This is a genomic window from Synechococcus sp. H55.2 (genome assembly GCF_047462495.1).
In the GTDB taxonomy this organism is placed as follows: Bacteria; Cyanobacteriota; Cyanobacteriia; order Thermostichales; family Thermostichaceae; genus Thermostichus.
The window spans coordinates 1-12,724 of the sequence record NZ_JANSJH010000004.1 but is presented as its reverse complement, the minus strand read 5'-3'; the positions used below and the strand labels follow the sequence as shown (position 1 = coordinate 12,724).

At 61.7% G+C, this 12,724-nt stretch carries 14 protein-coding genes; 8 read left to right on the top strand and 6 right to left on the bottom strand.

What is annotated here, in order from left to right; translation table 11 throughout:
- Window positions 1-96: 96 nt before the first annotated feature.
- The 3 genes from NW844_RS01080 to NW844_RS01070 all read left to right on the top strand — a co-directional run bounded on the left by NW844_RS01080 (window position 97) and on the right by NW844_RS01070 (window position 2,671).
- Window positions 97-1,434 (top strand): UDP-N-acetylmuramoyl-tripeptide--D-alanyl-D-alanine ligase, encoded by a 1,338-nt coding sequence (locus tag NW844_RS01080; RefSeq protein ID WP_414332724.1) that lies wholly within the window; start codon window positions 97-99, stop codon window positions 1,432-1,434.
- 20 nt (window positions 1,435-1,454) lie between these two features.
- Complete coding sequence (locus NW844_RS01075) at window positions 1,455-1,760, top strand: DUF3134 family protein (protein WP_414332723.1); 306 nt, start codon at window positions 1,455-1,457, stop codon at window positions 1,758-1,760.
- Between the two features lie 374 nt (window positions 1,761-2,134).
- Window positions 2,135-2,671, top strand: coding sequence for a fasciclin domain-containing protein (locus NW844_RS01070; RefSeq protein ID WP_414332721.1), 537 nt, complete (start codon window positions 2,135-2,137; stop codon window positions 2,669-2,671).
- A gap of 124 nt (window positions 2,672-2,795) precedes the next feature.
- On the opposite strand, the gene NW844_RS01065 is transcribed toward NW844_RS01070, so the two are convergent.
- A complete protein-coding gene (locus NW844_RS01065) occupies window positions 2,796-3,038 on the bottom strand; it encodes a hypothetical protein (RefSeq protein ID WP_011433628.1) in 243 nt (80 codons plus the stop codon).
- 187 nt (window positions 3,039-3,225) lie between these two features.
- On the opposite strand from NW844_RS01065, the gene NW844_RS01060 reads away from it, so the two are divergent.
- Together NW844_RS01060 and menD are read left to right on the top strand one after the other, a co-directional pair.
- Window positions 3,226-4,128 (top strand): cyanophycinase, encoded by a 903-nt coding sequence (locus NW844_RS01060; RefSeq protein ID WP_414332719.1) that lies wholly within the window; start codon window positions 3,226-3,228, stop codon window positions 4,126-4,128.
- Complete coding sequence (menD, locus tag NW844_RS01055; RefSeq protein WP_414332717.1) at window positions 4,125-5,927, top strand: 2-succinyl-5-enolpyruvyl-6-hydroxy-3-cyclohexene-1-carboxylic-acid synthase; 1,803 nt, start codon at window positions 4,125-4,127, stop codon at window positions 5,925-5,927. The genes NW844_RS01060 and menD overlap by 4 nt, the downstream gene beginning before the upstream one ends.
- Here menD and miaA read toward each other — a convergent pair.
- Window positions 5,851-6,867 (bottom strand): tRNA (adenosine(37)-N6)-dimethylallyltransferase MiaA, encoded by a 1,017-nt coding sequence (gene miaA / locus NW844_RS01050; RefSeq protein ID WP_414332715.1) that lies wholly within the window; start codon window positions 6,865-6,867, stop codon window positions 5,851-5,853. The genes menD and miaA overlap by 77 nt on opposite strands.
- Window positions 6,868-6,988: 121 nt before the next feature.
- On the opposite strand from miaA, the gene NW844_RS01045 reads away from it, so the two are divergent.
- Entirely contained in the window at window positions 6,989-7,843 is an 855-nt protein-coding gene (locus tag NW844_RS01045) for a hypothetical protein (protein ID WP_414332714.1), read from the top strand.
- A gap of 161 nt (window positions 7,844-8,004) precedes the next feature.
- Here the strand turns inward: NW844_RS01045 and rpe are convergent, their stop codons facing one another.
- Both rpe and NW844_RS01035 read right to left on the bottom strand, forming a co-directional pair.
- Window positions 8,005-8,715, bottom strand: coding sequence for a ribulose-phosphate 3-epimerase (gene rpe, locus NW844_RS01040; RefSeq protein WP_414332712.1), 711 nt, complete (start codon window positions 8,713-8,715; stop codon window positions 8,005-8,007).
- Between the two features lie 102 nt (window positions 8,716-8,817).
- Window positions 8,818-9,039 (bottom strand): hypothetical protein, encoded by a 222-nt coding sequence (locus NW844_RS01035; RefSeq protein WP_414332711.1) that lies wholly within the window; start codon window positions 9,037-9,039, stop codon window positions 8,818-8,820.
- A 149-nt stretch (window positions 9,040-9,188) separates the two neighbouring features.
- Here NW844_RS01035 and NW844_RS01030 point away from each other — a divergent pair, with 149 nt between their 5' ends.
- Window positions 9,189-9,584 carry a VOC family protein gene (locus NW844_RS01030; protein ID WP_414332709.1) on the top strand — a complete coding sequence of 132 codons (396 nt, stop codon included), beginning with the start codon at window positions 9,189-9,191 and terminating at the stop codon, window positions 9,582-9,584.
- Window positions 9,585-9,589: 5 nt separating this feature from the next.
- On the top strand, window positions 9,590-11,173 hold the full coding sequence (locus NW844_RS01025; RefSeq protein ID WP_414332706.1) for an NAD(P)H-hydrate dehydratase: 1,584 nt from the start codon (window positions 9,590-9,592) through the stop codon (window positions 11,171-11,173).
- On the opposite strand, the gene NW844_RS01020 is transcribed toward NW844_RS01025, so the two are convergent.
- A complete protein-coding gene (locus NW844_RS01020) occupies window positions 11,133-11,966 on the bottom strand; it encodes an undecaprenyl-diphosphate phosphatase (RefSeq protein WP_414332799.1) in 834 nt (277 codons plus the stop codon). The two genes, NW844_RS01025 and NW844_RS01020, sit on opposite strands and share 41 nt — an antisense overlap.
- 178 nt (window positions 11,967-12,144) lie before the next feature.
- Window positions 12,145-12,724, bottom strand: a 580-nt coding sequence (locus tag NW844_RS01015; RefSeq protein ID WP_414332703.1) for a DUF2808 domain-containing protein, incomplete at its 5' end; no start/stop codon positions are given.

Here is a 12,724-nt window from a genome sequence, read left to right as displayed (position 1 = left end):
GGGGGTGAGGGAGCGCTCCCGCTGGGAGAGGGGCCGGGGGTGAGGGAGCGCTTGGGAACTGTCTCAATGACTTGAAATGATTATGAAGAATGCCCGATGCTGACCTTACAAGCTGTAGCCGATCTGCTGCAAACCCCTCTCCGGGGAGATCCCCATCTGTTGGGGTTGCCGGTTCAGGCCCTCTGCACCGACAGCCGCCAGTTGCAGCCGGGATCCGTTTTTGTGGCGCTGCGGGGGGAACGCTTCGACGGACACGATTTTATTCCGCAAGCCCTGAGCAAGGGAGCTGTTGCCGTCATCAGCCAGCGTCCGACCTCAGGCCCTCATTTTCAGGTTTCAGACACGCTGAGGGCCTATCAGCGCCTTGCCAGGGGCTGGCGGGAGCAATTCTCCATCCCGGTGGTGGCCATCACCGGCTCAGCCGGCAAAACCACCACCAAGGAAATGCTGGCGGCTGCCCTATCCCGCTACGGCAGCGTTCTCAAAAGCGAGGCTAACCACAACAACGACATTGGCGTGGCGCAAACGCTGCTGCGGCTGCAGCCGGAACATCAGTTTGCGGTTCTGGAAATGGCCATGCGCGGCCCTGGGGAAATTCGCCGCCTGGCGCAGATGGCCCGGCCCACCCACGCCTTGATTACCCACATCGGCACCGCCCACATCGGCAGGCTGGGATCCCGCGCCGCCATTGCCGCCGCCAAGTGCGAGCTGCTACAGGAGCTGGGGCAGGGAGTGGCCCTGCTCAACGGAGAAGATCCCTTGCTGTTGTCCACCGCCGCCGGCCTGGGGTCGGGACCAACCCTCACCTATGGCCTGGAGCGAGGAGACCTGCGAGGAGAATGGGATCCCCAAGCCCAAACGGTAACCGTGGCGGGCCTGACCCTGCCGGTGCCCCTGCCCGGAAGACACCACGCCCTCAACTGGATGGGGGTGCTGGCGACTGTGCGCAGCTTGGGGCTGGATTGGGAGCCGCTCCGAGAACCCATCGCCTTGCCCACGCCTCTGGAGGGGCGCAATCGCCATCTCAAGCTGGCAGGAGATGTGGAAATCTGGGATGAAACCTACAATGCCTCGCCGGAAGCGATGATAGCGGCTCTGCACCTATTGGCCCAAACCCCAGGGAGACGACGCTGGGCCGTTCTCGGCCCCATGCGGGAACTGGGAGAGCATGCACCTCAGCTCTATGCAGAGGTGGGACGAGCGGCTGCCCCTTTGGGGTTGGATTGGGTTTTGCTCCTGGATCCGGAAGGAGAAATGCAGCCGCTGCTCGACCAAAAACCGGCAGCCCAGGCAGAACGCTGTAGGGATGCAGCGGCAGTGCTGCAAGTTTTGCTAGATCAGGTGCAAGCCGGGGATCGGTTGCTGTTCAAGGCGGCACGAGCCGTTGAGCTGGAGCAGGTGCTGCACCGCTTTTTGCAAGCCTGGCAGCGGTAGGCTAAGCTAAAAGACAGCTGATGGCAAGCCTGCATCTCTCTGTTGGGCTGGGATCAGCCCAGGCGGCTTTCTCTTTGTCGATAACTACCCCTTCTGCGTACGGCATGTACTTCAATCCCTCTCTACGCGAAGAACCCCGCAATCAACCGCCAACAGTGGTGCCCTCCCCTAGTAGCCTTTCCATTCTCGATTGGTTGCGCCAGCAAGGCCGGTTGATCGAGCAGCCTATTGAAGTCTCTGGGGCTGTTTTGGAAGAAGACATCGACGACATCGACGACTTGATCGGGGACGACTACAGCGAAGACTTCGAGGCAGAAGAAGAGTAGGCACGACGGCCGAGATCGTTACGAGATCACCAGCTCGTTGATCCCTTCGCCCGACACGTCGAGGGCGTCGGCTTTTGCGCTGCCAATGGATCGCTAACTTGAACAAACAAAACAATAAATGTAAGTAAACGTAACGGATCCCTCAGCCTCAAGGGATCTTTTTTTAGCTTGTTTTGGATTGCTCACCACCATCCCGCGATGATTGTTGCAAATCTAACCTCAGCGGAGATTAGCCTTGCAGCCCCTGTAAAAAAAGTATTTTGGGGCAGTGGAAATATCTTTTTTGGGGACTTTTTTCAATTTTGAGGAACTCCAGCTCCATCCCGCCCGTCATAGATAAATGTAAACCTACTCTTCACGGAGGGTTACATTGCATGATTCGCAATCTCTTCGCTCTTTCCTTAGCTGTTGTCTCGGCCACCACGTTGGTTGCAGCCCCTGCGGTCATTGCCGGCAGCTACGGCGCAACTTCTGAAAGCGTGAAAACCGCTGCTGCTACCGGCAAAACCATTGTGGATGTTGCGGCTGAGGCCGGCTCTTTCACCACGTTGATCCAAGCCTTGGAGGCTGCCGACTTGGTGGAGGTACTGGCTGGGGAAGGCCCCTTCACCGTTTTTGCTCCCACCGACGAGGCCTTTGCAGCGCTGCCGGAAGGCACTTTGGAGAAGTTGCTCTTGCCGGAAAACCGTGAGCAATTGACCCAGATTCTCACCTACCATGTGGTGCCCGGCAAAGTTCTCTCCAACGATCTGAAAGCTGGGGAAGTGGTCACGGTCGAGGGATCCCCTGTGGAGATCTCTTTGGCTGATGGAGTCAAGGTCAACGATGCCAACGTGGTGACCGCGGATATCGAGGCCGTCAACGGCGTCATCCACGTCATCGACAAGGTGATCCTGCCCCCGCAGATCTAACCTGTCGGTAGGGAAGTTCTAGATCCTGCGGGGTCTAGTTCTCTGGCAGCCCCTGCCCCCGGTGGTGGGGGCTTTGTGTTGCAACTTAGGCCGACGACCCTCAAGGGATCCCTGACCTTGAGCTCTATAGGTCGATGCCGACGCTGGAAGCGTAGATCGCCTCCACCGACACGCCCGAGACCCGCTGCGGACGCACGATCATGTACTCATTGTCCATTTGCTTGGGCAAGGTGATGAACTCTTCGCCGCCCACCATCAGGTTGTTGATCAACTCTGTGTATTCTCTGGCCTCTTTGACCCGCACTTGCATGGTTTGTCCACCTTCCAGCATGATGTGGACAAGGTATCCGTCAGGTTTTCTGGCCATGGATGCTCCCGCTGGGTAACCGAAGGACGAAACGAGGGGTGTTCTTATGAACATTATTCCCCCTTTCGCGACCCCTAACCCACTCCTAGCTCCGCCGTGAAATCTGGAATGGGGCTGCGCCAAACCGAATCTCAAGCCGTAGCATAGTGAAAGTGAAATGTGTCCATTTTAATCTTTCTCGCGCTCCATGCCCCATTTGCCTGATGTCTCTGCTGCCCACCGTGAGCTGGGGTGGAACGGAGTTCCTTCCACCCCGACCCACGCTGCCCAACCCTACCCTACCGTGAGGGATCCCAGCATCGCCCGTTCCGACCTCATTGCCGTTGGGGGAGCAGAGGACAAGGAAAAGGAATGCCACATCCTTTGGGAGTTCTTCCGCCGAGCGGGGGGAAGGTCGGCCCACATCACCATCGTGCCTGCGGCTTCTGGGATCCCGGCGGTGCTGGGGGAGGTCTACGCCAATATTTTTCAGCAGATGGGGGCGGCCAGCCTGCAGGTGCTGGATATCCGCAACCCGATGGAGGCGAGGGATCCCGATAACGTCGAGAAAATCCGCTCCTCCACCGGCATCTACTTCACGGGTGGGGATCAGGAGCGGCTGGCGGAGGTGCTGGCCCACAGCGAGTTGATGGAGGCCATTCGGCAGCAGTGGCAGCGAGGACAGACGGTGATTGCCGGAACCAGCGCCGGAGCTTCTGCCTTGGGACAGCAGATGATCTCCCGCGGCTACAGCGGGGAACCTCCCACGCCGGCAATTGTAACGGTGAAGACGGGCCTGGGCCTTTTGCCTCGCGTCATCATCGATCAGCACTTCCATCAGCGCAATCGCCTGGTGCGGTTGGTTACAGCGGTGGCCCACTACCCCCAGTGCCTGGGCATCGGCATCGATGAGAATACGGCGGTGGTGATCCAGGCCAACAATGTGATGGAGGTAATCGGCTTGGGCACGGTGACGATTGTGGACGGGACGCAACTGTACTCGACCGTTCAGGAGGCGGCAGCGGACGAGTATTTTCGGCTGCACAATGCCCGCCTTCACTTTTTGCCGCCGGGATCCCGATTTGATCTCAACACGTTGTCTCCGCTGTGACCGGTGAAAACTTTGTCTCGCCAAGGCGGCTGGATTGGCGCAACCTCAACGCCCTCTGGGGATCCCTGTTGGCCGAGACCCTGAGCCGGCTGGGCTGTCGCCTGGCGGTGGTGTGCCCGGGATCCCGCTCTGCCCCCCTCACCTATGCCCTGGCGCAGCATCCGGAGATCGAGGCCATTCCGGTGCTGGATGAGCGGTCGGCGGCCTTTTTTGCCCTCGGCTTGGCCCAGCGAACTCGGCAGCCCATCCCTCTGGTGTGTACTTCCGGCAGCGCTGGCGCCCATTTTTTCCCGGCTCTCCTTGAGGCAGCCGAAAGTGGGTTTTCCCTGTTGATCCTGACGGCGGATCGGCCCCCAGAGCTGCGCCACTGCCGCGCCGGGCAGACTATCGACCAGGTGAAGCTCTACGGTCACTACCCCAACTGGCAAGCGGAATTGGCCCTGCCCAGCGCGGAGCCAGAAGCCCTGGCCTATCTCCGCCAAGCCCTGGTTCACGCCTGGGAGCGCACGCTTTACCCCTTTCCCGGCCCTGTGCATTTGAATGTGCCCTTGCGAGATCCCCTAGCTCCCGTTGCCGATGGCAGCACTGCGCCCCTGGTTCATTTGCAGGAAGATCCGGAGTTTGAGAAGACCTTTTTCCGCGGGGTTATCCCCCCATCTGGCCTGGCTGCCGGTTCTGCGTTCGCGTCAACAGCTTCCTTTTGGCAGGAGTGGCGCGGCTGTGAGCGGGGGGTGATCTTGGCGGGGCCGGCCCAACCGGCGGATCCCCAGCGTTATGCAGAAGCGGTGGCCCGCTTGGCGCTGGCCCTGGGCTGGCCGGTGTTGGCGGAGGGACTCTCCCCTCTGCGCAACTACGCTTCCCTCAACCCCCATCTCGTCACCACCTATGACCTCCTCCTGCAGCGGGATGGCCCCCAGCTCTGGCCGGAACAAGTCATCCAACTGGGATCCCTGCCCACCAGCAAAGCGCTGCGGCAAACCCTGGCCAAAGCTCGCCCCCGCACCTGGCTGCTCGATCCCCGGCCCGAGAACGGGGATCCTCTGCACAACCCCACCACCCATTTGCCCTTTGCTGTGGAAGAGCTGGCCGCCGGGATCCCGGAAGCAACATTCAAAACTCCAGCCCCCCGAACAGCTTTTCTGCAGGGCTGGCTGACAGCCGAAGCGCAAATCCGCGCCACCCTAGACCAGACCATGGCTGACCTGCCGGAGTGGTTTGAGGGCAAGATCGCCTGGTGGCTGGCCCACCACCTGCCGCCGGAGACGCCCCTGGTGATTGCCAACAGCACGCCGGTGCGGGATGTGGAGTGGTTTTGGCCGCCCAACGACCGCCGCATCCGGCCCTACTTCAACCGCGGCACCAACGGCATTGACGGCATTCTCTCGACCGCCTTCGGGGTGGCCCACCGCCATCGGCCAACAGTGCTGCTGACCGGGGATCTGGCCTTTTTGCACGACTGCGGCGGCCTGCGGCTTAGCCCTTACCTGCAGGGATCCCTGACTATCCTCCTCATCAACAACCGGGGGGGTGGGATTTTCGAGCTGCTGCCCATTGCTGAGGCGGGCCCACCCTTTGAGCCCTACTTCGCCACTCCCCAGGCGGTGGATTTTGCCCTCCTCTGCCAGGCCCATGGCATTCCCCACCGGCGGCTAGAGACTTGGGAAGAGCTGGCCCAAGCCTTGGATCCCTTGCCCGCCCAAGGGGTGCGAGTGTTGGAGATCCTCACCGATCGGAAAGCCGATGCTCAGCGGCGGCGGGAGTGGTTTCAGCAGTGGTCTGTTCTGCCATCCAGGCTTTAACCCGCTCCCAGATCTGCTCCGGCAGATCCTCAGCCTCGCAGTCCAGCCACTGGATCCCTGGCATGGCCCGAAACCAGGTCATCTGCCGCTTGGCAAACTGGCGGGTGCGCCGCACAATCAAAGGCTGCAGCTCCGCCTCTGGGATCCGCCCTTCTAGGTAAGCGCCGATCTCCGCATAGCCCAAAGTTTGCAAGAGGGGCAAGTCCGGCCCATAGCGCTCCCGCAGAGTTTTTACCTCTTCGATCCACCCCCTCTCCATCATCTCCGCCGTGCGCCGGGCAATACGTTGTTCCAGACGGGGCATCGAGCAGCGCAGCCCCAAGATCAAGATGGGGTAGTGGGGAGGATGGGCCTGCCGTAGGCAAGAGGCCGGTTTCCCGGTGGTGTAAATAATTTCCAAGGCCCGCAGGGTGCGCACTTCATCATGAGAGTGGATCTGCCGAGCGGCCACGGGATCCAACTGCTGCAGCCAGGCGTAGCGGATCTCGGGCGGCCAAGTTTCCAATTGAGCGCGCAACTGGGGCTGAGGGGGAACTGCCGGGATCTCCAGCCCTGCAGTGATGGATTGGATGTAAAGCCCCGTCCCCCCCACCAGAATGGGAGTCTGTCCCTGCCGATGGGCCTCGGCAATGCGGGCTTGGGCCGCTCGTTGGAACTCGGCCACGGTGTAGGTGTGGCGGGGATCCACAAAGTCAATCAACTCGTGGGGCCAAAGGGCCCGCTCGGCGGGAGTGGGCTTGGCGGTGCCGATGTCGAACTCCCGGTACACCTGGCGAGAGTCGGCGTTTAACAGCGGGGATCCCAGCCGTTGGGCCAGCAGCAGCGCCTGGCGCGACTTGCCGGTGGCGGTGGGGCCAGCAATGACGACGAGCCCCGGCCCTGCGGTCGAGGAGGGAGGTTCTCGGCAGTCGCGCCCATTTGGAGACCGGTTTTGATCCATCCGCTGTCGGCAAGAAAGTTCACCCAGGGCAGCAGATTAAAATTTTCAAAGAACCCTAGCGCTGTGGATAAAATAGGACATCCATAGCCTCTATTGTCTTCCCGGCTCTTCGAATTTCCCCGTGATCTCATCTTACGTCTCTGCTTCCGTTGCCGTGTTGGGCGGGGCGCAGCCTCGATTTGAGCTGCCCCCTGTCAAACTCCTTCTCTTGTTGCTGCGGGCCTCGGCACGGCGAGGGCTGGCCGGCCTTGGCAGAGCCCTCGGAGCCGGTATCCTGGCGGCGCTGCTGGCGTGGGAACCGCGCCCTGCCTTGGCGGAAGTTTTGGTGCTCAAGCAAGGAGAAGTGCGCACTCTGCCCCTATTGCAAACGCGGGCCCGACTGCCCCTACAAATGGAAATGCTCTATTTGGGCATGGTGGAGGAGCGCTTCTTGAGCTACGCCCGCGCCAACAATTGGGAGACCATTGCTAGCGACCGCGAGGATCCCCGCTGGAGCCGCTGGCAACTGCGCCCAGGCGGTGAGGCCATCTACCTGCCGGATGCCCCTTCATCGCGGGATCCCTCAGAGCCCCCCCTCTACGCCCGCGGGTTTTATGTGCAAGCCTATTTTGTCGGCGGACGCTTGGCGGGGATGCACCTGATTCATAACCCGGAAGAGCCGGGCTTCAATTTGAGGCAACTGCAAAGGCTTGTTCGCGCTTGGTTCCCCGATAACCGCTTGATGTTGCACTACCAGGTGCTGCCGGAGGATCCCGACCGGCAGGTGCTGGGCGCCTACTGGGGCACCATCCCTTCTCCTTACCTTGCTGACATTCAGCGCAACAGCCGCCTGCCCTTTTGCCAAGTTTTTTTCAGCCCTACCTCGCCTCAGCCAATCGTTCCCACCTCTGCCCCTCCGCATTGCCTCAGCCAGACTGCCGTAGAGGATGGTGCAGCCCCTGCGGCTGCCCAGAAGAAGACCGCCGCTCTGCGCTAGAATTTCGAGCCCGTTCTTCCACCAGAAGGGATCCCTGCCGCTGAGCTGTGGCCATTCGCAATGGGCCAAGAATGAGGGGCGCTAGGTCTTCTTCCCTCTCTTTTGTGCCTTGGCCTAAGAGGGGCTCAAGAGCATGGGTTTCCCCAATCGATAAGCTCAAATCAAACCGTTACCAGCTCCGGGCGACGGCTGTTGCGGATAGCGCGAATAGCCTCCGCATAGTCTTTGGCCTTGAACACTGCCGAGCCGGCCACAATGGCGTTGGCCCCCGCCTCGATGACCTGCCAGGCGTTGCTGGCCTTGAGGCCGCCATCTACTTCAATCCAGGGATCCAGACCGCGCTCGTCGCACAGGGCCCGCAGTTGGCGAATCTTGGGCACCACCGCCGGAATGAAGCTCTGGCCGCCAAAGCCGGGGTTGACGCTCATGATCAAGACCAGATCCACCAAATCCAGCACGTACTGGATCAGCTCCAGGGGGCTAGCGGGGTTGAGCACCACACCTGCCTGTTTGCCCAGATCCTTGATTTGGCTGAGGGTGCGGTGCAGGTGAATGGTAGAGCTGGACTCGGCATGAACGGAGATGATGTCGGCCCCCGCCTTGGCAAAGTCGGCCACATACTTTTCCGGCTCCACAATCATCAGGTGGACGTCCAGAGGCTTGGCCGTAACCGGGCGCAGCGCTTCCACCACCAGCGGGCCGATGGTAATATTGGGCACAAAGCGGCCATCCATGACGTCCACGTGGATCCAGTCGGCCCCCGCCTCGTCCACCGCCCGCACTTCTTCCCCCAAGCGGCTAAAATCCGCCGAAAGAATCGAAGGGGCGACAACAATCGGCTTTTGCCCAGAGGCTGCTGACGGCTGAGTCATGGTGAGTATCCAAACTGTGAACCGCAAGAAAGGGGAGCCTGCTCCTCTATGGTACGGGGTTTGATCCCCTTTGCAAACTGCCTCTTGGCTCGGAGACTAGGGTTACAGGGGACTGGCCTCGACCCAATGCCGGAAAACTTGGGCCAGATGACCCCAGGGATGCGGCGGCTGAGCGTTGCTCTGGGACTCTGGAGCAGCCTGCTCTGAGGGAGCCGGTTTTACCTCTTCTTCCAGCCGCAGGGCAAGCTGCTGCAATTGCATGTAGATGCTGTTGACGGCCAGCATGGCCAAGACGGTGCCGAAAAACTTGGTGCGGGATCCCATAGACCAACCCCTAGGCAAGAAGCAAGATAGAGGATATTCTCGTCGCCGCTGCCCTAGTTCCACCTTAGCGCACAGGCGGAACAGGTCTTTTGGAGAAAATCCTTACACTTTCTCTCGACAGCTTCAGGAACTTGCGCCCAAGCAACGTCATGAGCACCTATCAGCACCTGCACACCGCCCTTTGGGTTAGCGATCTGGCCAGGGCTGAGCATTTCTACGGAACCGTGCTCGGGATCCCCAAGGCAGAACGGTTTCCCTTTAACTTTCCCGGCGCTTGGTACCAGGTGGGGTCTTCGCAGATTCATTTGATTGTCACTGAGGAGCCGCTTGACCAAGGGCAGCAAGCCAGTCGTGGCAGCAAGGCGAAGTGGGGGCGCCTTCCCCACGTGGCGCTGGGAGTGGAAGATCTGGAGGCGGTGAAGGCCCGCTTGCTGCAGGCAGGCTACGAGGTGCAGCCCAGCGCTTCCGGGCGGGCGGCTGTGTTTGTTCGGGATCCCGACGGGAATGTGATCGAGCTGAGCTCCATAAGCCCCCCTCAGCCATGACCGCCATGCCAGAGCCCTCTTTGCCCCAGCAGCGCAGCGTCCTCAACTCCCTTGACCCGGCCACCGCCCTGGTCAGCTCGGCGCAGATGCGGCGCCTCGAGGAGGAGATCTTCGCTGCCGGCATGCCCGTGGCCGCCCTCATGGAGAAGGTGGGGCTGGCCGTTTTTGCCCGGTTGCGGCAGGATTTTCCCCAGGCGCAGCGCATCGGCATCCTCTGCGGCACGGGGCACAATGGCGGCGACGGCTTGGTGGTTGGGCGAGAGCTGCAGCTAGCCCAAAAGGGGGTAAAGGTTTGGCTGGGGAAGCCGGATCTCAAACCCCTAACCGCCGACCACGCCCGCTACCTCAGGGCTCTAGGGGCGGAGTTTGTGGAGCGGGTGGAGGCGTTGGCCGACTGCGACTTGCTCATCGACGCCCTCTTTGGCATTGGCCTAAACCGGCCCCTGGGGGATCCCTGGGCGGGGGCGGTGGAGTGGGCCAACGGCAGCGGCATTCCCATCCTCAGCCTGGACTTGCCTTCTGGCCTCAACGACCAGACGGGCGAGATCTGGGGCTGCTGCATCCGCGCCAGCCACACCTATGCCCTCGGCCTCTGGAAACGGGGCCTGTGGCAGGAGGCGGCTCTGCCCTGGGTGGGACGGCTGCATCGCCTTGATTTTGGCATCCCCCCTTGGGTCTGCCCGGCAGAGGCGGCTCCCCAGTTGTTGCTGAACCCTTGGCCGCATTTTCCCCCTGACCCGCCTTTGGATACCCACAAATATCGCCAGGGATCCCTGCTAGTGGTCGCAGGGTCGGCGGCCTATGCCGGGGCGGCAGTGTTGGCCGGGCTGGGATCCCGCGCCAGTGGCGTGGGCATGGTAACCCTGGCGGTGCCGGCGGAATTGAAGGGGCTCATCCACAGCACTTTGCCGGAAGCCTTGGTTCACCCCTGGGAAGGGATCCCGGCTCTGCCGCCGCTGGGTGAAAAACCTTTCCAGGCGGTGGCGGTGGGGCCCGGCCTAGGAGAAGCCCGCCGGCGACTGCTGGAGAGCTTGCTGCAGGATTGGGCCGGGATCCCTTGGGTTATCGACGCCGATGCCCTCAATGCCCTGGCGGAGATGGGGGTGGAGCGCTTGCAAGAAAACGGGATCCAAGCCATCCTCACCCCCCACCTGGGGGAATTTCGCCGGCTTTTTCCAGGGATCCCGCCTGCGGATCGCATGGAGGCAGCCCAAAAGGCGGCAGCCCAGAGTGGAGCAGTGGTGGTTTTAAAGGGAGCACGGACGGTCATCGCCTCTCCTAGGGGGGAATGCTGGGTCAACCCGGAGAGCACACCGGCTTTGGCCCGCGGTGGCAGCGGCGATGTCCTAACTGGCTTAATCGGCGGCCTGGTGGCGCGCAGAAGGGCCCAACTGGGTCAGTCGATGGGGATCGCGGAGCTGCTCAGTTGTGCCTGTGCCGGAGTGTGGTGGCATGCCCAAGCCGCTATCCAACTGGCGGGGGAGCGGGGTCTAACAGGGGTGGATCCGGCCCACCTAGGGGAGTACCTGCCCAAGGCGCTAAGTCGGCTTAAGGTTGCAAGAACCCCAGGGCCAGTCCCAGGAAAATGAACAGGCCAAACCCAATCCGGTAGGCGATAAACAGCCAGGTGCTGCTGCGCTGCAAAAATCGAATGAGCCAATCGATGGACCCGTAGGAGAAAACAAAGGCCGAGAGCGTCCCCAACCCCTGCGACAGCAGCGCCTCTGCCTTAAACTCGGAGATGAACTCCGCCACCCCCGCCAAAAAGAGGGCCGGGATCCCCAGCAAAAAGGAGTAGCGGGCGGCAGCCGAGCGCTGCAAATCCAGCAACAGAGCCGCCGTCAGCGTCACACCGGAGCGGGATACCCCTGGAATCAACGCCAAAGCCTGGGCCAGCCCCACCCAGAGCCCATCCCCAATGCCCAGGCTGTGCAGATCTCGCCGGCGTTTCCCCACCCGTTCCGCCCAGCCCAAAGCCAGCGCCAAGCCAATGGCGGCAGCAGCAATTACCCCCAACTGGCGGGGTGGGGATCCCCAAATGGCCTTGACGGCCCATCCGGCAACCACAATCGGCAACGTCCCCACCAGGATCCCTATGAGCAGCCGCCAAGACTCCTGCTGGAAATCTCGCTCCTGCCAAGCCTTCCAGGAGCCAAGGAGCACCTGGCGCAGATCAGAGGCAAAGTAGATCAACACCGCCCCCAAGCTGCCCAACTGGATTACCGCCGCAAAGGAAGCGCCTGCATCTGGCCAGCCCAGCAAAGCCGGAACCACCCGCAGGTGCGCCGTGCTGCTGATGGGCAGAAATTCAGTGATCCCCTGCACCATGCCCAAGAGCAGGGCCTGCCACCAGTTGGGATACCAGGTGTCGGCTAGCACCAAAGACAACCTCTCCCTGTATGCCAGGCTACCGTCTGGAGGGGAGATCCCCTCACCCCCAGCCCCTCTCCCTGAGGCCCAAGCGCTCCGCGCCGCTCACGCGACCACCCCCAGCCCCTCTCCCTCAGGGAGAGGGGAGATGGGGATCCCTTGGGGTTGTTGAAACCAGATGCAGCGGCCATCAGAACGTGAGCCGCTCCGGATCGTCGATGGTGATGAGCCAGTTGCCCACCTTGCGGAAGAGCGGGTTGGGCTCTGTTCCCCGTACCCGCGCCTCTACCCGGTAGATGCCGGCAGCGGAAGGGTTGCGCACATTGGAGAGCACCAAGCGGATCTCCTGGCCGGCGGCAATGGGTTGACGGGCCACCACCTCCAAAGAGCGAAACTCCTCGTTCCAGTACACTTCCGCCAGCTCCACCGACTTGCCCTCCACCTCTAGGCGCACATTCTGGGGATCGATGACGGCATCAAAGTTCCTATCCGCGCTAATCTGCACCTCCGCCACCGCCACATCCTGCGGTGGGATCTTCAGGCGATAGCGATCCAGCCGACCGCGAATGCCGCGAAAATCCAGCCGATAGCTGAGGACAGGCACCCCCTCGCTGCCGGTGATGACAAAGCCCGACTGTGCCTTTGCCAAAGGGGATAGCGCCCCTACCAACAAGCCTGCCAAAATCAGCCTCGTCCCCAGCCGGGCCAAGCGGAGGCCCCACGAACGCTTCACTGCTCTCAACACCCAAACCTCCCAAAAGACTTCGGCA

Excerpts from the sequence above, each read along its gene's own strand:
- NW844_RS01080 (WP_414332724.1), top strand. The coding sequence starts at position 97 with ATGCTGACCTTACAAGCTGTAGCCGATCTGCTGCAAACCCCTCTCCGG.
- NW844_RS01075 (WP_414332723.1), top strand. The coding sequence starts at position 1,455 with ATGGCAAGCCTGCATCTCTCTGTTGGGCTGGGATCAGCCCAGGCGGCT.
- NW844_RS01070 (WP_414332721.1), top strand. The coding sequence starts at position 2,135 with ATGATTCGCAATCTCTTCGCTCTTTCCTTAGCTGTTGTCTCGGCCACC.
- NW844_RS01065 (WP_011433628.1), bottom strand. The coding sequence starts at position 3,038 with ATGGCCAGAAAACCTGACGGATACCTTGTCCACATCATGCTGGAAGGT.
- NW844_RS01060 (WP_414332719.1), top strand. The coding sequence starts at position 3,226 with ATGCCCCATTTGCCTGATGTCTCTGCTGCCCACCGTGAGCTGGGGTGG.
- miaA (WP_414332715.1), bottom strand. The coding sequence starts at position 6,867 with ATGGATCAAAACCGGTCTCCAAATGGGCGCGACTGCCGAGAACCTCCC.
- rpe (WP_414332712.1), bottom strand. The coding sequence starts at position 8,715 with ATGACTCAGCCGTCAGCAGCCTCTGGGCAAAAGCCGATTGTTGTCGCC.
- NW844_RS01035 (WP_414332711.1), bottom strand. The coding sequence starts at position 9,039 with ATGGGATCCCGCACCAAGTTTTTCGGCACCGTCTTGGCCATGCTGGCC.
- NW844_RS01030 (WP_414332709.1), top strand. The coding sequence starts at position 9,189 with ATGAGCACCTATCAGCACCTGCACACCGCCCTTTGGGTTAGCGATCTG.
- NW844_RS01025 (WP_414332706.1), top strand. The coding sequence starts at position 9,590 with ATGCCAGAGCCCTCTTTGCCCCAGCAGCGCAGCGTCCTCAACTCCCTT.